The organism is Aeromonas intestinalis, from assembly GCF_054052485.1.
On the sequence record NZ_JBSTYK010000012.1, the window covers coordinates 21,780 to 46,317 of the forward strand.

Below are 24,538 nucleotides of genomic sequence, written 5' to 3' on the forward strand. Positions count from 1 at the left end.
ACATGGCTCTCGTTGCCCATAAGGAATGGTGCCGACCATCCATAAAAAAACCCGCCAACTGGCGGGTTTTTGAGATCTCAGGGCTGGGGTTGATTACTCGGCCTGGGCAGCCTGGATACCGGTCAGGGCGATGGTGTAGACGATGTCGTCCACCAGGGCGCCACGGGACAGGTCGTTGACCGGCTTGCGCATGCCTTGCAGCATGGGGCCGATGGAAACCAGGTCTGCGGAACGCTGTACCGCCTTGTAGGTGGTGTTGCCGGTGTTCAGGTCCGGGAACACGAACACGGTGGCCTTGCCGGCTACCGGCGAGTTCGGAGCCTTGGACTTGGCCACGTTCTCCATGATGGCCGCATCGTACTGCAGCGGGCCGTCGATGATGAGGTCGGGACGCTTGGCCTTGGCCAGCTCGGTCGCCTCGCGCACCTTCTCCACGTCCGCACCGGCGCCAGAGGTCCCGGTGGAGTAGGAGATCATGGCCACGCGCGGCTCGATGCCGAAGGCGGCAGCGGAGTCGGCGGACTGGATGGCTATCTCGGCCAGCTGTTCGGCGCTCGGGTCCGGGTTGATGGCGCAGTCGCCATACACCAGTACCTGATCCGGCAGCAGCATGAAGAAGATGGAGGAGATGAGGGACGAACCCGGGGCAGTCTTGATGATCTGCATCGGTGGACGAATGGTGTTGGCGGTGGTGTGCACGGCACCGGACACCAGACCGTCGACCTCGTTGCGCTCCAGCATCATGGTGCCCAGCACCACGTTGTCTTCCAGCTGCTCGCGGGCGACCACTTCGGTCATGCCCTTGTTCTTGCGCAGCTCGACCAGACGGGCGACGTAACGCTCGCGTACTTCAACCGGATCGATGATTTCGACGCGATCGGTCAGCACCACGCCCTGCTGTTCGGCGACGCGACGGATCTCTTCCGGGTTGCCCAGCAGCACCGGACGGGCGATGCCACGCTCGGCACAGATGGCGGCAGCCTTGATGGTCCGCGGCTCTTCCCCTTCCGGCAGCACGACGCGCTTGTTGGCCTGACGGGCCAGCTCGGTCAGCTGATAACGGAAGGCGGGAGGGCTCAGACGACGGGAACGGGTGGACTTGGCAGTCAGGGACTCGATCCAGTGCTTGTCGATATGACCGGCCACGTAGTCCTGCACCAGCTCGATACGCTCGCGGTCATCTTCCGGAATATCGACGTTGAAGTTCTGCAGGCTGACGGCGGTCTGCCAGGTATTGGTACCGGTGATCATGATCGGCAGGCCGGTGGCCATGGCCTGTTGGCACAGGGCGATGACTTGCGGCTCCGGATGGTAGTTGCCGGTCAGCAGCAAGGCACCCAGTTTGACGCCGTTCATGGCGGACAGGCAGGCGGAGACGATGACGTCGGAGCGATCGCCGGAGGTCACCAGCAGGCTGCCCGGACGGAAGTGCTCGATCATGTTGTGGATGGAGCGGGCACAGAAGGTCACGGTCTGCAGGCGGCGGCTGTCCAGCTCACCCTTGTGCAGGATCTTGGCGGCCAGGTGCTTGGCGAGATCCTTGGCACGGGGGGCGATCAGCTGGGTGTTCCAGGGGATGCAGCCCAGGATGCGCAGGGGGCTCTTGCCAAAGACTTGCAGCACTTCCAGGTTGTGGCCGGTGTCGGCGCCCTGGTGATGGGCTTCGAACATCTCGGTCAGGTCGGGACGGGTCACGCCGTGCTCGTCAACCGGTGCACCCACCTTGTTGATGACGCAGCCCACGATGCGGGGGTTGCTGACACCACCGAAGTTGGAGCAGGCCAGCTCGATGCGCTCTTTGAGCTTCTGGCTGGAGTCGTTGCCCGGATGGGTCACGAACACCATGTCGGCGTCCAGCGCCTTGGCGACGTCGTAGTTCAGCTTGTTGGCGAACGGCTGCTTGTCGGTCGGCACCAGGCCTTCGATCACCACCACTTCGGCACCGCTGCTCTTCACGTGCTCTTCGAAGCGCGCGACGATCTCTTCCAGCAGGATGTCGGTGTTGCTGGAGGTGATCATGTTCTCGGCGTAGGAGAGGGTGAACGGCTCGGGCGGGTTGATGTTGGCAGCGGCGCGGATCACGGCAGTGGAGCGCTCGGCACCGGTTTCACCCGGACGCGGCTGGGCCACCGGTTTGAAGAAGCTGACATTGACACCGTGACGTTCCATGGCGCGAACGACGCCAAGGCTCACGGAAGTTACGCCGACACCAGTGCCGACCGGGATGAGCATAATAGTGCGTGCCACTTATTACCCCTTGTTCATTTTTGGGATCAGGAAAAGGCCGCCCTGGGGCGGCCTTGCTCTACAGCTAAATTATGCGCCGACCAGTTCCAGCGCATCGTGGGCGATGACCCACTCTTCGTTGGTCGGGATGACCAGGGCCTTGGTGGAACCAGCCTTGGTGATCTCGCCACCCTTGCCGAAACGAGCCTTCAGGTTGGCGTCGTGGTCGACGTCGAAGCCCAGCAGGCCCAGCTTGTTCAGGGTGATCTCACGGATCGGGGCGGAGTTCTCGCCGATGCCGCCGGTGAAGACGACGGCGTCCAGACGACCGTCCATGGCTGCGGCGTAAGCGCCGATGTACTTGGCCAGGCGGTAGCAGTAAACGTCCATGGCGCGCTTGGCTTCTTCCTTGCTGTCGTAGTTGTCTTCAACGAAGCGGCAGTCGGAAGTGACTTCGGTCAGACCCTGCAGGCCGGATTCCTTGGTCAGCATGGTGTTGATCTCGGCCACGCTCATGCCCAGCTTGTCGTGCAGGAAGAAGATGATGGCCGGATCCAGATCACCGGAACGGGTACCCATTACCAGGCCTTCCAGCGGGGTCAGACCCATGGAGGTGTCGACGGACTGGCCGTTCTTGATGGCGCAGACGGAACCGCCGTTGCCCAGGTGGCAGTTGATGATGTTCAGCTCGGAGACCGGCTTGTTCAGCTGCTTGGCGGCTTCCAGGCTGATGTAGTAGTGGCTGGTGCCGTGGGCGCCGTAGCGACGGATGCCGTTCTCTTTGTAGAGCTTGTACGGCAGGGCATACAGGAAGGCTTCTTCCGGCATGGTCTGGTGGAAGGCGGTGTCGAATACGGCAACGTTCTTCTCGGCCAGCTCCGGGAACACCTTCAGCGCGGCACGGATACCGATCAGGTGAGCCGGGTTGTGCAGCGGCGCGTAGGGAATGGCGGCTTCGATGCCGGCGATCACGTCGTCGGTGATGCGAACGGAAGAGGTGAATTGCTCACCGCCGTGAACAACGCGGTGGCCGATGGCGATCAGGTTCTTGGACAGTTCCGGATTGAGCGGCAGGATCTTGTGAACGATGTAGTCCAGCGCTTCCTGGTGAGCGGCACCGGCACCCAGATCGGCATTGCCTTTCTCGCCGTTCAGCTTCCATTTGATGCGGGCGTCGTCGAGGTTGAAGCACTCGGCCAGGCCGGACAGCAGGTCATCACCGGTGGTTGCGTCAATGACAGCAAACTTCAGGGACGAGCTGCCACAGTTAAGAACAAGAACCAGCTTACTCATGAATAAATCCTATCGCAGATTGGGTTGGGTTGGAGGATGCGCCGGACGCGGTGCGTCCAAAAACTTTCAACTTATCCTTATGAGGGTTGGCAATCTGTTGCTTGCCCCTTGTATAGTGATACAAGACCCGAGATCCAGACGTCCCTGACAGGCCAGTAAATCGTATACTGGCGTAAAAATTGGGCGTACAAAGGATAACCTGATTGTTGAAAAATAACAAAGTATCCTCAACCTTTGTTATTGGCCCTCAAAAAATGTCGAGGTTTTGCCGTTAATGCGTTCAAAAAGAGCTCGGAGGTAGCATGAGCATGAACATTTTTGGAACTAAATTACAGCAAGGCCGTCATTATATGACTCTTTGGCCGCGCCGTCCCGAGCTTAATTCCCTATTTCCGGAGAACAGGGTGATCAAGGCGACCGAGTTCGCCCTCAAGATCATTCCGGCTCTCGCCGTGCTCAGCGTCATGGTGCAATTCCAGTTCGGCGAGCAGCACTACTGGCCCTCTGTCATGGCGTCCGTGTTCTTCCTGCTGAGTTTGCCCCTGCAGGGATATTACTGGCTTGGCCAGCGTGCCGACACCCGGCTGCCTCCTTCCCTCGCCAGCTGGTATCGGGAAATCAACGGCAAGATGAACGAACAGGGTGGGCGGCGTCAGCTGGTGGCGCAGCCGCGCTACGAGGAGCTGGCCGACACATTGAGCGCCGCCTTCAAGCAGTTGGACAAGTCTTTCCTCTATGAGTGAGGACGCCAGCCTGCTTCATTAACATCGATGCACAGTCAAAAGGCGCCATGGGCGCCTTTTTCATGACCGTTTTCAGGCCGCCAGCACCTTGCTGATCTCCTGAATGGAGAGCTTGTACTGACGTGGGCATTGGCGCCAGGCCGCCAGCATGCGTTGATATTTGTTGCGCATGGCGATATCGCTGGAGAGCTCGTCGCAGGGGCAGGGCAGCTCGGGGAAGCGTTTGTCCACTTCCAGCAGGAAGCAGACGTAGTCCGCCAGCTCCCGCTCCTGGCTGCGGCTATAGCCGTTGAAGGTCAACCGACTGACCTTGATCTCGCTCTGGGTCACCGGATCCAGATTGCCCCAGGAGATGGAAAGGGCGTGATGCATCTCCAGGGTGTCGAGTACCTCCTGGCAGGTGGCCAGATCCAGATGGCTGAAGTCTTTCTCCAGTTCGAGGATCTGCAGGCAGTAACCCCGCTCAATGATGGTGCTGGCCCGCAGATAAAACGCGGCCTTTTCCGGATTGAGTTTGGCCAGGATCTCGTACTGATTGCTCAGGATCAGGCGTTCGGTATGGCTCATGTTCATAGGCTGTCTCGCTGGAAAATGAATCTGACACCACGTTAACCCATATTCAGGATGAATTTTTTGATCTGGCAGGGGAGGTCGGCGAGAAAAACGGCGCAGAAGGAGGCGGTGACCTGACGGGGTTGGTTAATTAATTGTCGCCACCACGGCTTGCATTTTGGACCGGCTCGGCAAGAATGGAAGCATCATTTGGCCCATGCCAGATGATCCACCACCAAGGCACCTCACTTGGGTGCATACTCTCAAAAAGATCCCTCCGCGGCCCCGGGCTTGCAGGCGGGACGGGGCAGCCAGCTGCTCGCCCTCGTCTCTCAAGAGACGAGCCTTGAAAGATAAAGCGCATCAATAAAAGAGGGCCTGCATATGCAGGCCCTCTTTCTATCATTTTGTCCGGTATGGGGGAGTCACGCTTTCGACTGGCCTTTCACCCGTTCGAGCACCACCTGATGGTGATCGCTGGTCTTGAACTTGTCGAAGCGATGGCTGACCTTGCCCTCTTCATCGATGAGGAAGCTCAGGCGGTGGATGCCGTCATACTCCCTGCCCATGAATTTCTTCGGGCCCCAGACGCCAAAGGCGTCGGCGACGGCGTGATCCTCATCTGCCAGCAGGCGGAAGTTCAGGTTGTCGCGCTCCTCGAACTTCTTGAGACGCTTGGCCGGATCCGGGCTGATGCCGAGCACGACCACCTTGAGGGCGGCCAGCTCGGCGTTGACGTCCCGCAGGCCGCAGGCCTGGGTGGTGCAACCCGGGGTCATCGCCTTGGGGTAGAAATAGATGAGGACTTTCTTGCCGCGCAGGGAAGAGAGGGTAACCGGGTTGCCGTCCTGATCGGGCAGGGAAAAATCGGGGGCCAGGGTGCCAGCTTGCAAGGGTTGCATGGGATCTCCTAAGTGCCGTCAGGCGTATTTGTGGTTGACGAGAAATTCGAAGGACTCGGCGCCCAGCTCACGACAGAAGTCGGCGAAGGCCATCTTGGAGCCCGCCTCTTCTCCCAGCTTGGCCAGATTCAGCTGAAAGCTCGCCTTGAGCAGGTTGAACGGCCGCTGTTCCAGGGTAACGGTCTGCATGGCCTGGATGTCCCAGCCGTGGTCGCTGAAGAACTGGGTGCACTGACTGACGATGCCGGGCTGATCCCGGATCAGGACATCGGCGCTGGCGCTGATGTCGTATTGCAGTGAGTGGTGGCGCTCGGTGCGCTTCATCATGGTGATGAGATCCCACTCCTGGCTGCGCAGTGGCAGGCTGATTTCGAGTTGCATCAGGCTGTTCCAGTCACCGGACAGCAGCATGATGAAGGTAAATTCGTTACCGAAAATGCCAAGACGGCTGTCGACAATGTTGCAACCGCAGCCACTGACGTGGCGGGTCACTTCATTGACGATGCCAGGCCTGTCCGTGCCGATGGCCGTTACGACCAGGTAATGAGTCATAAATCGTCTCTCGTCCATTATTGCGAATGCGATGACAGGGAGCCCTGTGGATGGGTATGGTCGTCAAATCCCTCGCCATGCGCGACTCTTCTGCATCATTTTTAGGCCGGATGGTAACACGGCTTGTCCCTTGCCTCCCTTGTTTTTAAAAAGGGGCAGCTTTACCATAACGCCCCTGAAAATCGGGAGAAAAATCCATGTTACGCGGTAGTATTGTTGCGCTCGTTACCCCCATGCAGGCCTCGGGTGAGATCGACTGGCCCAGTCTGGCGGCCCTGGTCGATTATCATGTGAGCGCCGGCACCACGGCCATTGTCGCGGTGGGCACCACGGGGGAGTCGGTTACCCTGAGCGAAGCGGAACATATCGCAGTGGTGGAGAGAACCGTCGAGTTCGCGGCGGGCCGCATCCCCGTCATCGCCGGTTGCGGTTCCAACAACACGGCCCACGCCATCGCCCTCTCCCGACGCTTCGCCGACAGTGGCGTAGTGGCGGGTCTCTCGGTAACCCCCTATTACAACAAACCCACCCAGGAAGGTCTCTATCGTCACTATTGTGCGATCGCGGAGGCTAGTGGTCTGCCCCAAATTCTCTATAATGTGCCCGGTCGCACCTGCTGCGACCTCAAACCGGAGACGGTGGCCAGGCTGGCCAAGGTACCCGGGATCATCGGTCTGAAAGAGGCCACGGGTGATCTGACGCGGACCCCGCTGCTGCGTGAACTGTGCGGGCCGGATTTTGCGCTTTATAGTGGCGATGATGCCAGTGGATGTGATTTTATGCTGCAAGGGGGCGATGGAGTCATCTCCGTCACTACCAATATTGCAGCGGCCCAGATGGCCGACATGTGTCGTGCTGCGCTGACCGGTGATGCCGGACGGGCGCATGACATCAACAATCGATTGATGCCGTTGCATCAGACTCTGTTCTGCGAACCGAGTCCCATCCCGGTGAAGTGGGCCTGTGTCCAGCTGGGATTGATGGCGACGGCCACCTTGCGCCTGCCGCTGACCGACCTCACCCCCGAGGGCGAACAGGCGATGGCGCGAGCACTGACGACTGCGGAGTTGATGGCGAGTGTTTAAAGCAAATGGAAAGGGAAATGCAGCGCGTCTGGTGCTGAGTGTGGCGACTGTTGCCGTGTTGGCAGCCTGTAGCTCACCCCAGGATCGCAAGATGGCCAACCGTGGTTTCGAGTATGAAGAGAGCCGCCTCGAAGGGCGTGCCTTCCTCGTGCCGGCCGGGTTGAGTGCCCCCGCTTTTAACAGCAATTTCGACATCCCGGCCCTGCCCGAGAGCAGCCGTGAGGGTGCCATCGGCGCCAAGGTCGATGTGCGCCCACCCGCCCAGCTGCTGACCGTGGTGCCCGGCAGCCAGGTCGTGACCAGCGCCAGTCCCGGCGAGCCCACCCTGGCCTTCTATGCCCTCAGCACCAGCCAGAGCGTGGAGCGCGATACCTGGGCCTTCCTGATGAACTTCCTGGCCCAGCACAAGGTGACCACGGAGAAGCTGGATCAGCAGGACGGCGTGCTGCAGACCGGCTGGTTTGACAACACCGCCGCCCTCGATGGCTGGGGCGAGGATGATGACGACTTCAACATCCGCCAGCGTTACCAGTTCACCCTGCGCAACGACACCCAGCGCCATGCCGTCAACATGTCGGTACGGGTGCTGGATCATGAAGAGACCATCGACGGCGAGACCAGCACCACGCTGACCCCGGCCGATGCCCAGCGTTACGCGACCCGGGTCCTGAACCAGTTCTCCCTCTATTACGACAAGCAGCTCAAGGCCCGCGAACAGCACAAGAGCAACGATGGCATGGGCATGGAGCTGGGTCTGGACAACAACGATCTCAGTGCCTGGATCGTGGATGCCTCCTTCGAACAGGTATGGCGTCGTCTGAATCAGGTGCTGCCGGGCTACGGTTTCACCATCAAGGATACCCAGCAGTCACTTGGCTGGATCGACGTCGAATATGACGAGCCGGGCAGCGAGTTCTGGCAGGCCAAGGGTGCCGAACCCTTCAAGCTGGACGAGGACAAGTACCGCTTCCAGCTCGGCGAGATGGCGGGGGGCAAGACCTCCATCACCCTGTTCGACAAGGACAAGAAACCGGTGGCATCCGGGGTCATCTCCCAGATGTACATCAGCCTGTCCGAGGCGTTCGCCAAGGGCCAGGCCGATCAGGCAGCCGCAACAGCAGAATGAAAACAGGGGCCTCGTGCCCCTGTTTTGTTATATGGATCCCGCGAGTTGAAGAGGGGGCTGACGCCCCCGTGTTATTAGGACCACAACAGGAAGTGTTAGCAACCATGAGTCTTGCAGATCAAGTATTGGCAGTGAACGACGATTTGCCGATCCGTACCGATAAACCCGTCCATTCCGGCAAAGTGCGCAGCGTCTACTGGTTGACCCAGGCAGACAGCGCCCGCCTCATCCGGGAGAAAGGCTATGATGTGCCGGCCGATGCCCCCCTCGCCATCATGGTGATCAGCGACCGCATCTCCGCCTTCGACTGCATCTGGCAGGGAGTGAACGGCTTGAACGGTGTGCCGGGCAAGGGCGCGGCCCTCAATGCCATCTCCAGCCACTGGTTCAAGTTGTTCAAGGAGAAGGGACTGGCGGACAGCCACATCCTCGATATCCCCCATCCCTTCGTCTGGATAGTGCAAAAAGCCCGCCCCGTGATGATCGAGGCCATCGCCCGCCAATACATCACCGGCTCCATGTGGCGTGCCTACCAGGAGGGTGAACGCGACTTCTGCGGCATCCGTCTGCCAGAAGGGCTGAAGAAGGATCAGAAGCTGCCACAGATCCTCATCACTCCCTCCACCAAGGGCATTCTCAAGGGACTGGACGGGGTGCCGGAAGCCGATGACGTCAACGTCTCCCGCGCCGATCTCGAACGCCACTCCCAGGCCTTCGGTTTCCGCTCACCGGCGGATATCGACCGCTACGAGGCGCTGCTCAAGGAAGGCTTTGGTGTGATCAGCGAAGCGCTGGCCGAGCGGGATCAGGTCTTCGTCGATACCAAGTTCGAGTTTGGCTACGTCCAGGATGCCGCGGGCAACGAGAAGCTCATCTACATGGATGAAGTGGGCACGCCCGACAGCTCCCGCATCTGGGATGGCGCCGCCCTGCGCGAAGGTCAGATCGTCGAGAAGTCCAAGGAAGGGTTCCGCCAATGGCTGCTCAACCACTTCCCGGATCCGGATATCTTGCTCAACAAGAACCGCATGCCGGAACGCTTCGCCCTGGCCCGGGACAACAAGTTGCCCACCGAGGTGATGATGGACATCTCCCATACCTATGTGGGGATCGCCGAGAAGGTCATCGGTCATAAGCTTGCACGCAGCGCCAATCCGAAGCAGGAGATCGTCGAGGTTCTGCGTGAGCAATACGGTCTGATCGACTAAGGTCGGTTTTCTTTGGCGCCGAAAAACAAACGTTTTCCAGCGTCAGGCAGTGGATCTCACCTTTGACATCGTGCACGGACGGGCCCCATCGCGGGGCCCGTTTTCATTGACTGGCAGCGAGGAGGTGTCAGCCGTTGACCCTGAACACCTGACCGCTCTGCACTCCCAGCACCGACTTCTTGTAGGCCTGGGCCACCCGGGTGGTGGGTACGGGCACGAAGCCCGGGAAGAAGTCGGCGTACTTGTCCATGGACTCTTCCAGCACGGTGGGGCTGACCACGTTGATACGCAGCCCCCGTGGCAGCTCGCAGGCCGCCGCCTTCACGAAGTGCTCGATGGCGCCGTTGATGGTGCTGGCGCTGGCCCCCCAGTTGATGGGCTCCTCGCTCAGTATGCCGCTGATGAGGGTGATGGAGCCGCCGTCGTTGAGATGCGGGATGGCGGCGCGGGTCAGCCGGATCTGGCCCATCAGCTTGCTTTCGAGCCCTGTCTGCCACTGTTCGTCCGTCATCTCGGGGAAGGGGGCGAAGGCGACGTTGCCGCTCGCCACCACCAGGGCATCGAAGCTGCCGATGTCCTCAGCGATGCCCGCAAACAGGGCGGCGATGGAGGCGCTGTCCGTCATGTCGACACGGGCATCCCCCTGGCTGTGGCCGACCCGGATCACTTGATGATCCCGGGCGAGCAGTTCGCTGACGGCGGATCCGACTGTGCCGGAGGCACCCACGATTACGATTTTCATCTTGGTCACTCCTGTTTGGGATATTGATGATTCTAGTCGTCACAAACAGAAGAAAAAGCGCTTAATATCAACCCATTGTTGCCATATTGGAGCTAATGAATGGATGTCAGTCACCTGGCCAGCTTCTATGAGGTGGTCAAGCAGGGCAGCTTCTCCGCCGCCGCCGAGTCGCTCGAGGTGAGCAAGGGCATGTTGAGCCGCCATGTCAGCGCATTGGAAGTCTCGCTCAATGCCCAGCTGTTGCAGCGCACCACCCGCCGGCTCAGCCTGACGGAGGCGGGCAAGAGCCTCTATCTGCAGGCGGGGCAGATCTTCGCCCTGGCCCGCCAGGCGGAGCAGGAGATCCAGGCCCTGACCGAGGAGGACAGCGGCCGGCTGCGTTTCACCTGCCCGGTGAGCACCGGGGATCGCATGGTGAGCGAGCTGCTCGCCCGCTTCGCCGAACTCTGCCCCGGGGTGGAGGTGGAGCTCAACTTCACCAACGCCATGATCGACATGAGCGAGGGGGAGAACGACATCGCCCTGCGGGCCATGAGCCAGGTGCCTGACAACCTGGTGGCCCTGCCGCTCGGTCGCCTGCGGGATGTGGTGGTGGCGAGCCCGGCCCTGCTGGCGCGGGAAGGGGCACCGGCCAGCCCCTACGAGCTGGTGGGGCGCACCTGTCTGCGGCAGGGGGGCAACCCGGCCTGGGAGCAGTGGTCGTTTCGCCGGGGCGGGGAGGAGGCCCAGATCCCGGTGCAGGGCAAGGTGCGGGCCAATCACTACAGCACCCTGTTGCAACTCGCCCGTTCAGGCATGGGGTTCGCCAAGTGCCCGCTGATGCTGGTGGAGGCCAGCCTGATCAGCGGAGAGCTGGTGGCGGTGCTGGACGAGTGGCAGACCGGGCTGCACCCGCTGCATGTGCTCCATGCCCAGCAACGGCGGGTGCCGCGCAAGATCCGCCTGTTCAAGCAGGTGCTGGCCCAGTGGTTCGCCGAGCGGCCCCACTACCTGATCCGGTGAGAGGGTGGAGCGCCGTTATTTTTCTGTCATATCCGGCTGCTACCCTGCGCCATCATCGCGATCAAGAGAGACAGGGAATGAAGCGTCATCAGATTTGGGTTGGGATCATGCTGCTGTGCGGCGGGGCGGCGCAGGCCGAGGTCAGGGTCGAGGTGCCGGAGGATTTCCAGATCCTGGCGGTGAGCGCCGGCAAGGTGCAGGACGAGCTGCATGCGGTGCTGGCGGATGGTGCGCAGCAGGTGCTGGTGCGCTATGAGGGGGTGATCCCGAGTCGTACCAGCAGCGACAACGACAAGGTGATCCGCTCCGAGCCCCAGATCATCCGTTATGAGGCCAGCGGCCAGCGTCTTCAACTGCAGGCCAGAGTACCCAAGGACGAGGCGGGGATGGAGCACTACGCCAAGGCGCCCGTAGTCGGCCTGCAAGGGGGCGGCCAGCCCGTTGCACTGGTGCAGGACGCGCTGGTGGTCAACGGGGTGCAGATAGGCATGGACTGGAATGCCCGATTGGCGGAGTACAACCGGGGTGGGGGCAAGGCGGCACTGACTGGCGCCGTTGCAACCACGGCTGCCGTCGCGCCCACCCAGACCTCGGCACAGGTGCTGCCCGCCAGCGAGCTGGAGGGGCAATTGCAGCAGCTCTTCCTGCAGGCGGATCCCGAACTTCGCAAGCGTTTCATCGGCTGGGCCGTTCCCCGCCTTTAAGTTTTCCCCCGGTTGCAGTAACGTGGACGGCTCATCCGATCTGCCCGCTTTCGAGGTTTTTCATGTTCGAACTGCATCCCCGCCTGCTGGCGGATACCCAGTCCCTCGGGGATCTGTCCCTGTGCCGTGTCCTGCTCGCCAGGGACAGCCAGTACCCCTGGCTCATCCTGGTACCGCGCATCGCCGACCTGCGGGAGATCCATCATCTGCCCGCACCCCAGCAGCAACAGCTGATGCAGGAGTCCTGTGCCGTGGCCGCCCTGATGGAGCAAGCTCTCCATCCGGACAAGATCAACGTGGCGGCGCTCGGCAACCTGGTGCCCCAGCTGCACCTGCACCATGTGGCCCGTTTCGGGACCGATCCCGCCTGGCCCGGCCCCATCTGGGGGGCCAGGCCTGCCGTGCCATATAGTGCGCAAGATTTGCAGCGGGAGGCCGATAACTGGCGAGCCCGTCTGGCCACCCTGAGTGGTTTCGTCCCGCAGCTTGCCTGACAAACCGCTCAACTGAGAGGCGGCTCGCGATTTTGATATCGGGATCATCTGATGTACTAGGGCGATGGGTCGCCCTGTGCTGACATGAGCGATGAGACCGATGACCCATTTTTCGATTCAGCAGGAAGGTTCCATGATAGTGACAAGATCCGAGGATGATGCCGTATTGACCACAGAGGATGTGCTGCTGAGTCTGTGCAACTCGGTGACGAGCGTATTGAGTGCGGCGAGCCAGAGCCAGGTGCGCTTCTCCGGCATGGTGCAGCGGATCAGCAAGACCTGCCTCAAGCCGGACATCGGCTGCTTCGTGCTGTTCGACGGGGGCTTCTCCGGGCTGGTGGTGATCAACTTCTCGGCGGCGGCGGCCATGGAGCTCTATCAGAGTTACATGCTAAGCATGGGGCTATCGAAAGAAGATCTCGCTATTTCCCACACGGCTGACGAAGTCAGCAACGTCATGGGCGAGCTGATGAACCAGATCGTCGGCAGCTTCACCGGCAAGGTGGGCCGCGAGCTGCAGACCCACATCACCCAGAACCAGCCCAAGATGCTGGCCCTGAACAAGCAGGTGATGCTGAGTGTGGATACCAACCTCGACAACCCCGAGACCCGCCGCGTCACCTTCTTCACCGCCAGCAACAACATCTTCTATCTGGAACTGGCGATGGACAAGACGGAGTTTATCCGGATCCACGATGGCGGGGTGCAGGAGGAGGTCGATCCGGACGAGCTGATCGCCCAGGCCAAGCTGGCGGCGGCCAAGCCTGCGCCCGCGCCGGCTGCGACCAGCAACGATCACGACGATCTGCTGAACTCCCTCGGTCTGTGAGGGGCGATGCAAACAAAAAGGCCACCCTGAGGTGGCCTTTTTCGTGGGCGCGGCATGCTCAGAAGTTGTAGAGCAGGCCCGTGCTGAAGCTGGTGGTCTTGTTGTCGTAGAAGTCGATATCGGAGTCGGCCTGGCTGTAGGAGGCGGTGATGACGCCGCTGAGATCCTTCACCCCGAGCAGGCTGTGCCAGAAGAAGGTACCGCTCAGTGCCATCTCATCCGCATCGGCCGTCTGGCCGAAGATGGGGTTGGCCTCGTCGTAGTCACGCTTGCCCAGATAGCCGTTGGTGACGAAAGACCACTGGGGACCACGCTTGGCGTAGGTCAGCTGCAGGCCGGTGTTCTTGAAGCTCTCGGCGCTGCCATCGAGCTTGGCCTGCTTGTAGAGGATGGCGGGCTCCAGCACGTGACCATCGCCGAGATGCCACTGGTAGGAGAGCTCCATGTCGTAGACCTTGCCGTTGCGATTGAGCACGGGGGCATAGCTGGTGCCGTTGCGCTGATCGTACTGCCGGCCGCTGTGTTCCTCGTCCAGATCCACTTCACGGGTGGTGATGCTGCCATTGAAGTTGCTGCCCCAGATCTTGTCCCAGGCAAAACGCACCCCTTTTGACTTGGCATCGGTGGAGCTGCGATCCACCCCGGTGGCGTAAGGATCGCTCCACAGCTCGACGGGCATGACGTTGAACACCACCGAGCCTGCGACTATGCCCTTGTCCCCCATCTCCTGACGGATCCCGAGCTGCTGGGTGAAGTCGAAGCGTATGGCGTCCTGAATGAGGTTGCCGAGGAAGACCTGGGTGCGGGTGTCGGCGAAGGTGTAGCGGATGTCGGCGTTGATAAGCGGCGAGAACTCGCTCTCGCTGCCGGGAGTACCCAGGTTGTCGATGCGACTGTTGCTGTCTCCGCCTGCATAGAAATTGGATTCATGGCTGCTGACGGTGACGCCCCCCAGCAGGAAACCGGACCAACCGGACTCCTTGGGGATGGCGCCCAGATCGGCGTGAGCGGCGTTGGCGACCAGCAGAGTGAGGCTCAAAAGAGAGAGAGTGCGCATCGATGAGGCTCCTGGATTAGGGTGATGACGGTGATAGCCAGATTCGGCCCGGTTTTCTGAACTGGAGCTGACTGGCATGAATCGGGCATGCTACCCCAATGAGAGTGTGACGTTAATCAATAATTTAAACTGCGGCTGACAAGAGTTCGGTGCGCCGTGCTGGTATCCTGTTTGCGCAATAGCGGGGAGCAAATAACGCGATGAAGCAAATCAAATCCTGGGCGCAATATTATGTCGATCTGATGACCAAGCTGGGGCTGGTCCGTTTCAGCATGTTGCTGGCGGCCTGCATCATAGTGCTGGCGGTCTCCATCCAGATGGGGGTGACCCTGTTTCTGCGCGGGGCCGTGGATGTGGTCGACCTGGTGCGTTCGGTCTTCTTCGGCCTGCTGGTGACCCCCTGGGCCGTCTATTTTCTCTCCATCGTGGTGGATCAGCTGGAGGACTCCCGTCAGCGGCTGAGCCGCATGGTGGCGAAGTTGCAGGACATGCGCGAGCGGGATCTCGAGCTCAACAACCAGTTGCAGGAGAATATCCGCCGTCTCAACACCCAGATAGCCGAGACCCAGCGCGCCGAGACCTTGCGCCAGCAGGCGATCGAGGATCTGGAGAACGAGGTGTTCCAGCGGGAGAAGGCCCAGCTGCATCTGGGGGAGCGTACCGCCCTGCTGCGATCCTTCATCGACTGCTCACCGGATCTGGTCTATTACCGCAACGAGGAGGAGCAGTTCTCCGGTTGCAACCGCGCCATGGAGGAGCTGACCGGCCGGGTGGAGGCGGATCTCATCGGATTGACCCCGTTCGACGTCTACAAGCAGGACATCGCCAGCAAGGTGGTGGAGACCGACAAGCAGGTCTTCGCCCAGAACGAGCCGCTCACCTATGAGCAGTGGCTGGAGTACCCGGATGGCCGCAAGGCTTACTTCGAGCTGCGCAAGGTGCCCTTCTTCGACAGATTCGGCAAGCGGCTCGGCCTGCTCGGTTTCGGCCGGGACATCACCGAACGCAAGCAGTATCAGGACAAGCTGGAGAAGGCGAGTCGGGACAAGACCACCTTCATCTCCACCATCAGCCACGAGCTGCGCACCCCCCTCAACGGCATAGTGGGCCTGAGTCGCATGCTGATGGACACGCCGCTGGACGCAACACAGCACCAGCAGCTCAAGACCATTCACCTGAGTGCCGTGACGCTCGGCAACATCTTCAACGACATCATCGATCTGGACAAACTGGACCGTCGCCGGCTGGAAATTGCCCCCACCCGCATCGATCTGCCCGCCTTCCTCGACGAGCTGGAGACGCTGTCGCGCATCCAGGCGGAGCAGAAGGGGCTCTACCTGCATTTCGACCGGGATGGCGACATGCCGCAGTTCGTGATGGCCGACGGCACCCGCTTGCGCCAGGTGCTGTGGAACCTGGTGGGCAATGCGGTGAAATTCACCGATGAGGGCGGGGTGACGGTGCGCTGTCTCTCCCACGCCGCCGAGGCACCCGGCAAGCTGGCGCTGCATTTCGAGGTGGAAGACACCGGGGTCGGCATCCCCCGCGCCCAGCAGGAGAAGATCTTCGCCATGTACTATCAGGTGCAGGGCAAGAAACACGCCACCGGCACCGGCATCGGCCTCGCGGTCTCCCGCCAGCTGGTGCAGGCCATGGGCGGCCAGCTCTATGTGGACAGCGATCCCGGCGAGGGGGCCTGCTTCACCGCCGAGCTGGAAGTGGAGTGCGTGGCGCCCCAGGCCATCGAACCGGAGCTGGAGCTGCCTTCCCTCGACATCCTGCTGGTGGAGGATGTGGAGCTGAACGTGACCGTGGCCTGCGCCCTGCTCAGCAAGCTGGGCCACGAGGTCAAGGTGGCGCGCGACGGCACCCAGGCCTTGGCCATGGCGAATCCGGATGATTTCGATCTGATCCTGCTTGATATCCAGTTGCCGGACATGACCGGTTTCGACGTGGCGGCCAAGCTGCTTGAGCGTTACGGCGACAGCCTGCCTCCCATGGTGGCGCTCACCGCCAATGCGACCGGCGATCGCGAGTACTATCGGGAGCGCGGCATGCAGGATGTGATCAACAAGCCGCTCGGATCCAAGGCGGTGCGGGAGGTCATCGGCCACCTGTTCGCCGATCTGGCCGACGATGAGGCGCACGAGCAGGAGGCGGCGGGCAATCAGGATGCCCTGCTGGATCTTGCCTTCCTCACCGATTACGCCAGTACGGTGGGCAAGCCGGTGCTGCTCTCCAGCGTGGATCTGTTCGAGAAGATGATGCCTGACTACATGGCGGTGCTCGACTCGAACATGACGGCCCGGGATCAGGCCGGTGTGGTGGAGGAGGCGCACAAGATCAAGGGGGCGGCCGGTTCCATCGGCCTGCGCCGCCTGCAACAGACCGCCCAGCTCATCCAGAGCCCGGATCATCCCGCCTGGTGGGAGAACGTGGAGGACTGGATTGAGACGTTAAGGCGGGAATACCCGGGGGATATCTCCCGGCTGCGCCATTGGCTGCTCTCCTGACCCCTGCATCACAGTTTGAGGAACCTTCCATGTATCAGCGCCTGATCCCCTCACTGCGTATCCACAACTGGGGGGAGGAGCCCCTGCTGGAGGCGACCGAACAGGATCGCGCCCGCATCGTGCAGGCCGCCCCCGTGCGCCGTTTGCAGCAGAAGACCCAGGTCTTCCCGCTGGATGTGAAGGCCTCGGTGCGCAGCCGCCTGACCCATTCGCTGGAGGTGCAGGAGACCGGTCGCCAGATTAGCCGCCGCATCCTGGCCAGGCTGCCCGCCGATGCGGTGTGCGAGGGGGCCTTCATCAACCTGGTGGAGATGTCCTGCCTGCTGCACGACGTGGGCAACCCCCCCTTCGGCCACTTTGGCGAGCAGGTGATGAGCCAGTGGCTGGCCCAGGAGCTGGACGCGCTGTTTGCCCGTGCCCACGACCAGCTGCCGAGTCCCCAGTGGGCCGAGTTGCGCCAGGACTTGCTGGTGTTCGACGGCAACGCCCAGAGTCTGCGGCTGGTGCACAGCCTGCACGAGCTGAACCTGACCCTGGGCCAGCTGGCGGCCCTGTGCAAATACCCGCAGCAGCCCGCGCCCGGGCAGCACCTTGGTCAGCATCATGGCTGGACCAGCAAGCGCGGCATTTTTTTCAGCGAGCAGCCCCTCTACCAGTCCCTGAGCCAGCAGCTCGGGTTGGCACCGGGTTGCCGTCATCCGCTGGTCTACATCATGGAGGCGGCGGATGACATCTCCTACTGCATCGCGGATCTCGAGGATGCGGTGGACAGGCGGATCCTCGGCCTCGGGGAGCTGCAGCAGGCCCTGCGCCTGGCCGACGGGGGAGAGTACATGACCAGCCTGCTGGCCGAGGCCATGGCATCGACCAGGGGCTTCTTCCCCCATTTCCGTCAGCAGCTGACCCGGGATCTGGTGGATCTGGCGGCCAAGACCTATGTCACCGAGCACGAGGCCATGCTGAAGGGGGCTTATCCCCAGGCGTTGCTGCACGGCCAGGCGCCGGCGGCCCGAGTGCTGGACGTGCTCAAGCAAGTCGCGAGGGAGCAGGTCTTCATGCGCCCGGAAGTGGAGGCCCTCGAGCTGGAAGGTTACGCCGCCCTGCGCGGGGTGCTCTCCACCTACGCCTGCCTGCTGGCATTGCCGGCCGCCCAGTTCGAGCGGTTGCTGGCGGGCAAGGGGGGCAGCGAGTTGTTCTTCGCCCGCAGGCTGTTCCATCGTCTGTCGGCTCGCCACCTCAAGGCGTACCGGCTGGCGGTCGCCGCGGCGGATCCCCGCTTCGTGTCGAGGGCTGAACAGGAGTGGTACTACAGAGTGCGGCTGCTGCTCGACTACGTCAGCGGCATGACGGATACCTATGCCCTCGAGGAGTTCCGGCTGCTATCCGGGATCTGATGTTCGGTGCCATGCCCCCCATATGGGTGGGGCGGATATTGCACGAAATTCGGTGTTTTTCTAGACTGTGGCAACTTGTTCAACTTTCACACGGTAAGGAGACGACTATGCAACATTCAATGCTAAACGTTGCGTTCGACCGCTGCATCGGCAGCGCGATGACTCGTGCTCTTTATTTACCGCGTGGAGTGAACAGGTAACACCTGTCTTTTCATCACCCGCGGTTATCCCGCAGGGTGATGTCCTCTCTCCGGGAGAACCGCATGTTCAACTGGAGAATGTTATGTCTATCGAACTCGTACTGCTGCGCACCGTCGAATCCCTGGTCCAGAAGCGGATCACCCGGCTGGAACGTCGCGTCAGTTATCTGCACCTCTCACCCGCCCTGCTCAAAGATATCGGTCTGGAAGGGATGGATGTACAGGTTGCCCATGTGCGTGAGCGGGAGTTTCAAACCGGCTTCCGTCTCGGGAACCGAATAACCTGATGGCAGGGGGCCTGGCCCCCTTCATGCAGAAAAATGGCAGGCCTTGGCCTGCCTTTTTTCATGTCATCTGACAATGTTACAAATTTATTAGTCACACATTGCGCCAAAGCCTTTATTATCTCCACCCGGTTTGTAAGGGGTTCAGTCATGCCATCTCGTTGTTATCGCTTCATTTTGCTGTGCTGGCTCATCTGCTGGAGCTGGGCGGCACCGGCCGTTCCCGCCTCTAACCAGGCGGAGTCTGCCCATGCCGAACAGCGCTGGCTGAAGAAACACGACGAACTGGTGATCGGCATGGTCTCGGTGGACTGGCCCCCCTACGTCTATGCGGATGGTCGTGGCAGCTTTCACGGCCCCCTCGATGATTTCGCCGAACTGGTGGCCGGGCACATGGGCCTGCCCCTGCAATATCGGGGATACCCCGATTACGTCCGTGCCCAGCAGGGGCTGCAGGATGGGGAGGTCGATCTGCTGTTGGGAGTCACACCCGTGCAGTCATCCGAGGAGAGGGCCCTGATCTCTCTGGATATCATGGGGGTGCCGAGGGGCATATTGCTGATGCGCTCCCAGACTGACACCTCGCTGTCGGCGGCGAAGGCATGGCGCTGGGTGTGCATTCGTGGCTTCGGGGCGTGCGATGAACTGGCCAGGCTGGGGATGACCAGGGTCGAGCATGCCGACAACGCCGACGAGGCGGCCGTGCTGGTGAAACGCGGGCTGGTGGATGCCTATCTGGCGGATCTGCCGACCCTGCTGCGGTTGCAGCATCAGCGTCAATACAACGAGTTGCTGGTGGTCACCCCGGCCTGGGTACCATCGACCCGGTTGACCATGACGCTCTCCGCACGGGAGAGCGGACTGCGGGGACTGGCCCAGCGGGTACTGGAGAGCATCCCGGACAGTGAGCGCTGGCGCCTGCTGGAGACCGGGGGGGGCATCGATTACAGCAAGCTGGGTGGGCCGCATCAGACCCTGTTCAGTCAAGAAGAGCTGGACTGGCTGGCCCAGCACCCGACCCTTAAATATGGGGTTGCTCCCCATTGGCCGGCGGTGAGCGAAATCGATCCACACGGGAAGCTCACCGGTTTTGTGGCCGACCTGCTGGCGCTGGTCGGCGAGCGTTCCGGCCTCCATTTTACCCTGGTGCCGACCCAGAACTGGGTGGAGACCATCGATCAGTTCAGTCAGCGACAGCTGGATCTCATTCCCGCCATCACCCCCACCGATGAACGTCGTGAGCTGATGCTGTTCACGCCGGAATACGCCTTCATTCATCGAGTTATAGCCGCCAGGCAGGGAACACCTGAAATCGAGGGGCCGGATGCCCTGCGGGGCCACCGGGTGGGGATGGTGGCCGGTTCGGTGGAGAAGTTGCTGCTGGACAAGGTGGGAGCGAAGATTGTGACCACCTCCAGCGACAGCCAGCTATTGTCCCTGCTGGACAGCGGTCAGGTGGATTATGTGCTGATGAATGTGACCACCCTGGAGCAGGCCCTGAAGCGGGGTTTCAACGATCGTTACCAGGTCGTGCTCTCCGGCAGCGACCTGCGGGTTCCGGTTGCCATGGCGGTGCACAAGCAAGATCCCATGTTGCAGCAGATCCTGACCAAGGCGCTGCTGTCGGTCCGGCCGGACGAGCTGGCCAGGCTGGAACACAAGTGGATGTCCCTGACCATACAGACGGGGATAGATCCGGCGACCGTGCTGCTCTGGTCCTCCCTCGGCGCCGGCATCTTCCTGCTGTGCGTGCTGCTCTTCATCGGTTGGAATCGCACCCTGCGCCGCCAGATCTCCCAGCGCCAGCAAGCCGAGCGTCAGCTCAGCGAGCAACTGACCTTCGTGCAGACCCTGCTCGATTCCCTGCCCAACATGGTGGTTCTGCGGGACAAGGAGCTGCGCATCACCCTGTGCAATCACGCCTATCGGGATACCTTCATCGGTGAGGGAGACGAGGAGCGTTTCCACCCGGCCAATCTGCCCCCCTCCGAACGGGAACGGGTGTTGCGCGAAGAACGGGAGGTCTGGCGCAGTGGCGAGATGCTGGAGGGGGCGGGTTACAGCCGACGCCAGGATGGGTCCTCCTTCCATGTCATCTATGCAAAGCAGCCATATCGTTCAAGGAACGGCGATATGCTGGGTGTACTGACTGTTCTAACCGATGTCAGCAGCATAAAAGAAGCTGAAGAGCGCGCCCGTCAGGCAGAAGTGCGGCTCACCCAGATCACCGACAGCATGCCGGGCATCGTCTACCAGTACCTCTGGATCGGGCCAGGCAAGGGGCGTTTCCTCTATGTCTCGCAAGGGGCGGGGGAAATTCTCGGCGTGAGTGACGAGCAGATGGTCGCGGTGGATTCGGGTGGCGAGCTGTTCGGCTTCACCGAAGCGGCGCTGCAGGAGTTTGTCGGCAAGGTCGCCTACCATGCGGAGTTGCTGGCTCCCCTCGACCTCGAGGTCAAGGTGGATCGGGAGGAAGGGGCACGCTACCTGCAGGTGCGTGGCAGCTTCCTGCGCCAGGAAGAGGGCATTATCCTCAACGGCGTCATCCATGACATCACGGCCCTCAAGCAGCAGGAGCTGGAGCTCAGGGATGCCAGGGCCGTGGCGGAGCAGGCGATGCAGGCCCGTAGCCGCTTCCTCGCCACCATGAGCCACGAGCTGCGCACCCCCATCTCCGGCATGCACGGCATGCTGGAGCTGCTGCAGATGAGCCAGCTCGACGACGATCAGCGCTATCTGCTGCGCAACATTTCGACCTCGGCCAACAGTCTGCTCTATCTGGTCAACGACATCCTGGATTTCTCCAAGATGGAGGCGGGCCAGTTGCAGTTGCACTATCATGCCTGCCGCCTCACCTCGGTGGTCTGCGATGTCATCCGGGGTCACGCCACCCTGGCCTATGGCAAGGGGCTCAAGGTCACGCTGGCCTGGGGACCCGAGGTTCCGGATCAGGCCTGCATGGACGAGATCCGGGTCGGTCAGGTGCTCTCCAACCTGCTCAACAATGCGGTGAAGTTCACCGAGGCGGGGGCCATCGCCATCCGGGTGGGCTATCAGGACAACCGGTTGCAGTTCGTGGTTCAGGACTCCGGGATCGGCATCGCCGCCGACAAGCAGGAGCATCTCTTCACGCCCTTCAAACAGGTGGAGTCCGATATCACCCGCCGTTTCGGTGGCACCGGGCTCGGCCTTGCCATCTGTCATCAGCTGAGCCAGAAGATGGGCGGTGCGCTGGTGCTGGAAAGCGAGCTGGGGGTCGGTACCCGGGTCACCTTCAGCGTGCCCCTGCGTGAGTGCCAGTGGAACACGCCGCCTCTGGCCGATCAGGACTGGTGGTGGCTGGGAGAGGACAGGGGGGCACAGGAGGCGATGGCCCAGCTTGGCGCCAGGCTGCGGCCTTTGCCGGCGCAGGGGTGGCAGCACCTCTCGGGAGGACGCCTCATCGCGGAAGAACGTGCGCTGGAGCAGCGGCTCGGAAGCGACTGGCAGCAGCAGTTGCAGCTAATCCCCCTCAAGGGGCTGGTACTCTCCACCAAGGAGGCCTTGCGCAGCCGGATGGAGAGCGATGACTGGTGGCGTCTGGGCCTCTCTCCCCTCTACCCGGATCTGCTGCTGGAAACCTGTCATCAACTCGCGGGCCAGGGCATTCCCCGGCCGGCCCAGTTGCAGCTGGACAAGCTGCAGGGGCGAGTACTGGTGGCCGATGACCATCCCGTCAACCGGGCCCTGCTGGCACGACAACTTGCCATACTGGGCATAGAGGCGGTCATGGTCGAGGACGGGGAGAAGGCGCTGCGGACCTGGCAGGGGCAGGGGTTCTCCCTGTTGCTGACCGATTGCCACATGCCGGTGATGGATGGCTACAGCCTGACCCGGGCCTTGCGCGCGGCGGGGGAGTCGTCCCCCATCATAGGGGTCACGGCCGATGCCTCGGAGACGGCCAGCGAGCAGATGCTGGCAGCGGGCATGGACGACATGTTGTTCAAACCCTATAACCTGGAGGCTCTGCGCCAGATGTTGCTGCGCTGGCTGCCGGCCGCGATGGCGACAAGCGACGAGGCTGAGGGTTCAGACCCGGCAGTGCAGGATGAGGAAGCACCGCTGTCCGCCTCACACTGGATAGCGCTGTTTGGTGATCTGGCGGTTGCCCGTGAGATGGCCCTGGAATATCTGGCCTCCAATCGCCAGGATGGGGAGGAGATGGCGCGAGCCTTGGCCCGTCAGGATACCCAGGGGCTGGTGGAGATTGCCCACCGGATCAAGGGGGCCGCCCGCATGGTCGGACTGTCGACCCTGGCGACGGAGGCGGCGCAGTTGGAGACGGTGGCTCGCTTGAAGCAGTTGGATAGGCTGGCACAATTGTGCCAGCGAGTAGAAACATTGATGAACGGGATCACAGGCGACATTGGATTATGGCTCGATGAACAATACCCAGCATGAGTTGACCATCCTGGTGGTGGAGGATCACAGCTTCCAGCGCAAGGCGCTGATGCATCAGGTGAGCACGCTCTGCCAGGGCAAGGTGCTGGAGGCCGGAGATGGGGAGGCGGCACTGGCGCTCTGTCAGCATCATCAGGTCGATATTTTGTTTTGCGATCTGCGCATGCCCGGCATGGATGGCATGGCGCTGCTGCGGCGGCTCTCCCTCGGGGGCTTTCGGGGGGGCATCATACTGTGCAGCGCCCTCGAGGATGATGTAGTCGATGCCGTGCTGCGCATGAGCGCCGCCTATGGCCTGCAGGTGCTTGGGCGTATCGGCAAACCCGCCACCCATCAGCAGATCCGGCAGCTGATCGACAGCTGGCAGCCCCGTCAGGAGCGCAACCGGGAAGAGGATCGCCACAGTCTGACCCTGGATGAGCTCAGCCAGGCGCTGGAGCAGGATCAACTGCTGCCCTGGTATCAGCCCAAGGTGAGTTTCGGCAGTGGCCAGTGGATCGGCATGGAGGCGCTGGCGCGCTGGCAGCACCCGGAATATGGTCTCATCTCGCCGGCTCACTTCATTCCGCTGGCGGAGCGACACGGTCTCATCGATGCGCTGACCGAGGTCATCATCGGCAAGTCACTGCGGGATGGTCACCTGTGGGAGCGCACCGGGCTCTCGCTGAACCTGTCGATGAACCTCTCCACTACCTCCCTCATCGAGGGGGATCTGTGCAATACCCTGCTCAATCACTGCCAGCGTTGGAGCATCAACCCCGAGCTGATCACTCTGGAGGTGACCGAGAGCGCCTTCGTCAAGGAGCTGGGCAAGTCCCTCGAGGTACTGACCCGTCTGCGCATGCACGGCTTTGGCCTCTCCATCGATGACTTCGGAACGGGCTACTCCTCCATGCAGCAGTTGGCATTGCTGCCCTTCACCGAACTGAAGCTGGACCGATCTTTCGTCGATCGCTGCTATGAGGATCCCTCCCGGCTCGCTATCATCGAATCCAGTATCGAACTCGCCCGCAAGCTGGGACTCAAGTCGGTGGCGGAAGGGGTCGAGGATGAACCTACCTGGCAACTCCTCAGCCGGCTGGGATGCGATGTGTGTCAGGGCTTCTTCTCCGCCCGCCCCATGCCACGGGAAGAGCTGCTGGCATGGCACCGCACCTGGCAGGAACGCTTGCCGGCACTGATCACCATGTGA

Annotated in this window: 20 protein-coding genes; 13 read left to right on the forward strand and 7 right to left on the reverse strand. The window is 61.7% G+C overall.

Annotated features, from left to right (window positions below):
* Positions 1 to 93: 93 nt before the first annotated feature.
* Entirely contained in the window at positions 94 to 2,247 is a 2,154-nt protein-coding gene (gene pta, locus ACW5W7_RS15450; protein ID WP_456502277.1) for a phosphate acetyltransferase, read from the reverse strand.
* A 69-nt stretch (positions 2,248 to 2,316) separates the two neighbouring features.
* Positions 2,317 to 3,519, reverse strand: a complete 1,203-nt coding sequence (locus tag ACW5W7_RS15455) for an acetate kinase (RefSeq protein WP_349921139.1) — start codon at positions 3,517 to 3,519, stop codon at positions 2,317 to 2,319.
* Positions 3,520 to 3,821: 302 nt separating this feature from the next.
* Between ACW5W7_RS15455 and yfbV the strand changes: the two genes are divergently transcribed.
* Complete coding sequence (gene yfbV, locus ACW5W7_RS15460; RefSeq protein ID WP_349921140.1) at positions 3,822 to 4,262, forward strand: terminus macrodomain insulation protein YfbV; 441 nt, start codon at positions 3,822 to 3,824, stop codon at positions 4,260 to 4,262.
* 72 nt (positions 4,263 to 4,334) lie between these two features.
* Here the strand turns inward: yfbV and ACW5W7_RS15465 are convergent, their stop codons facing one another.
* The 3 genes from ACW5W7_RS15465 to ACW5W7_RS15475 form a co-directional block, all read right to left on the reverse strand.
* A complete protein-coding gene (locus ACW5W7_RS15465) occupies positions 4,335 to 4,835 on the reverse strand; it encodes a YfbU family protein (protein ID WP_349921141.1) in 501 nt (166 codons plus the stop codon).
* Positions 4,836 to 5,239: 404 nt separating this feature from the next.
* Complete coding sequence (bcp, locus tag ACW5W7_RS15470; RefSeq protein WP_456502278.1) at positions 5,240 to 5,716, reverse strand: thioredoxin-dependent thiol peroxidase; 477 nt, start codon at positions 5,714 to 5,716, stop codon at positions 5,240 to 5,242.
* An 18-nt stretch (positions 5,717 to 5,734) separates the two neighbouring features.
* Positions 5,735 to 6,268 (reverse strand): glycine cleavage system protein R, encoded by a 534-nt coding sequence (locus tag ACW5W7_RS15475; protein ID WP_456502279.1) that lies wholly within the window; start codon positions 6,266 to 6,268, stop codon positions 5,735 to 5,737.
* A gap of 197 nt (positions 6,269 to 6,465) precedes the next feature.
* Here ACW5W7_RS15475 and dapA point away from each other — a divergent pair, with 197 nt between their 5' ends.
* From dapA to ACW5W7_RS15490, 3 genes are all read left to right on the forward strand, one after another.
* Entirely contained in the window at positions 6,466 to 7,353 is an 888-nt protein-coding gene (dapA, locus tag ACW5W7_RS15480) for a 4-hydroxy-tetrahydrodipicolinate synthase (RefSeq protein ID WP_456502280.1), read from the forward strand.
* Positions 7,346 to 8,479, forward strand: a complete 1,134-nt coding sequence (gene bamC, locus ACW5W7_RS15485; protein WP_349921145.1) for an outer membrane protein assembly factor BamC — start codon at positions 7,346 to 7,348, stop codon at positions 8,477 to 8,479. Before dapA ends, bamC begins: the two co-directional genes overlap by 8 nt.
* 104 nt (positions 8,480 to 8,583) lie before the next feature.
* Complete coding sequence (locus ACW5W7_RS15490) at positions 8,584 to 9,687, forward strand: phosphoribosylaminoimidazolesuccinocarboxamide synthase (RefSeq protein WP_456502281.1); 1,104 nt, start codon at positions 8,584 to 8,586, stop codon at positions 9,685 to 9,687.
* Positions 9,688 to 9,814: 127 nt separating this feature from the next.
* Here the strand turns inward: ACW5W7_RS15490 and ACW5W7_RS15495 are convergent, their stop codons facing one another.
* A complete protein-coding gene (locus tag ACW5W7_RS15495) occupies positions 9,815 to 10,429 on the reverse strand; it encodes a short chain dehydrogenase (protein WP_456502282.1) in 615 nt (204 codons plus the stop codon).
* 99 nt (positions 10,430 to 10,528) lie between these two features.
* Between ACW5W7_RS15495 and ACW5W7_RS15500 the strand changes: the two genes are divergently transcribed.
* The 4 genes from ACW5W7_RS15500 to ACW5W7_RS15515 all read left to right on the forward strand — a co-directional run bounded on the left by ACW5W7_RS15500 (position 10,529) and on the right by ACW5W7_RS15515 (position 13,458).
* Positions 10,529 to 11,431 carry a LysR family transcriptional regulator gene (locus ACW5W7_RS15500; protein WP_456502283.1) on the forward strand — a complete coding sequence of 301 codons (903 nt, stop codon included), beginning with the start codon at positions 10,529 to 10,531 and terminating at the stop codon, positions 11,429 to 11,431.
* Positions 11,432 to 11,508: 77 nt separating this feature from the next.
* Positions 11,509 to 12,135, forward strand: coding sequence for a DUF2057 domain-containing protein (locus ACW5W7_RS15505; protein ID WP_456502284.1), 627 nt, complete (start codon positions 11,509 to 11,511; stop codon positions 12,133 to 12,135).
* Positions 12,136 to 12,197: 62 nt separating this feature from the next.
* Positions 12,198 to 12,629, forward strand: a complete 432-nt coding sequence (locus tag ACW5W7_RS15510; protein ID WP_456502285.1) for an HIT domain-containing protein — start codon at positions 12,198 to 12,200, stop codon at positions 12,627 to 12,629.
* A 133-nt stretch (positions 12,630 to 12,762) separates the two neighbouring features.
* Positions 12,763 to 13,458 carry a DUF3334 family protein gene (locus ACW5W7_RS15515; protein WP_349921151.1) on the forward strand — a complete coding sequence of 232 codons (696 nt, stop codon included), beginning with the start codon at positions 12,763 to 12,765 and terminating at the stop codon, positions 13,456 to 13,458.
* Between the two features lie 58 nt (positions 13,459 to 13,516).
* Here the strand turns inward: ACW5W7_RS15515 and ACW5W7_RS15520 are convergent, their stop codons facing one another.
* Positions 13,517 to 14,515: a DUF2860 family protein gene (locus ACW5W7_RS15520; RefSeq protein ID WP_456502286.1), complete on the reverse strand. Its 999-nt coding sequence runs from the start codon at positions 14,513 to 14,515 to the stop codon at positions 13,517 to 13,519.
* Positions 14,516 to 14,715: 200 nt separating this feature from the next.
* Between ACW5W7_RS15520 and arcB the strand changes: the two genes are divergently transcribed.
* The 5 genes from arcB to ACW5W7_RS15545 all read left to right on the forward strand — a co-directional run bounded on the left by arcB (position 14,716) and on the right by ACW5W7_RS15545 (position 24,538).
* Entirely contained in the window at positions 14,716 to 17,028 is a 2,313-nt protein-coding gene (gene arcB, locus ACW5W7_RS15525) for an aerobic respiration two-component sensor histidine kinase ArcB (protein WP_456502287.1), read from the forward strand.
* A 29-nt stretch (positions 17,029 to 17,057) separates the two neighbouring features.
* Positions 17,058 to 18,422 carry a dGTPase gene (gene dgt, locus ACW5W7_RS15530; RefSeq protein WP_456502288.1) on the forward strand — a complete coding sequence of 455 codons (1,365 nt, stop codon included), beginning with the start codon at positions 17,058 to 17,060 and terminating at the stop codon, positions 18,420 to 18,422.
* Between the two features lie 283 nt (positions 18,423 to 18,705).
* Positions 18,706 to 18,909, forward strand: a complete 204-nt coding sequence (locus ACW5W7_RS15535) for a hypothetical protein (RefSeq protein WP_349921155.1) — start codon at positions 18,706 to 18,708, stop codon at positions 18,907 to 18,909.
* Positions 18,910 to 19,056: 147 nt separating this feature from the next.
* Positions 19,057 to 23,346, forward strand: coding sequence for an ATP-binding protein (locus tag ACW5W7_RS15540; protein WP_456502289.1), 4,290 nt, complete (start codon positions 19,057 to 19,059; stop codon positions 23,344 to 23,346).
* A complete protein-coding gene (locus ACW5W7_RS15545; protein ID WP_456502290.1) occupies positions 23,327 to 24,538 on the forward strand; it encodes an EAL domain-containing response regulator in 1,212 nt (403 codons plus the stop codon). The genes ACW5W7_RS15540 and ACW5W7_RS15545 overlap by 20 nt, the downstream gene beginning before the upstream one ends.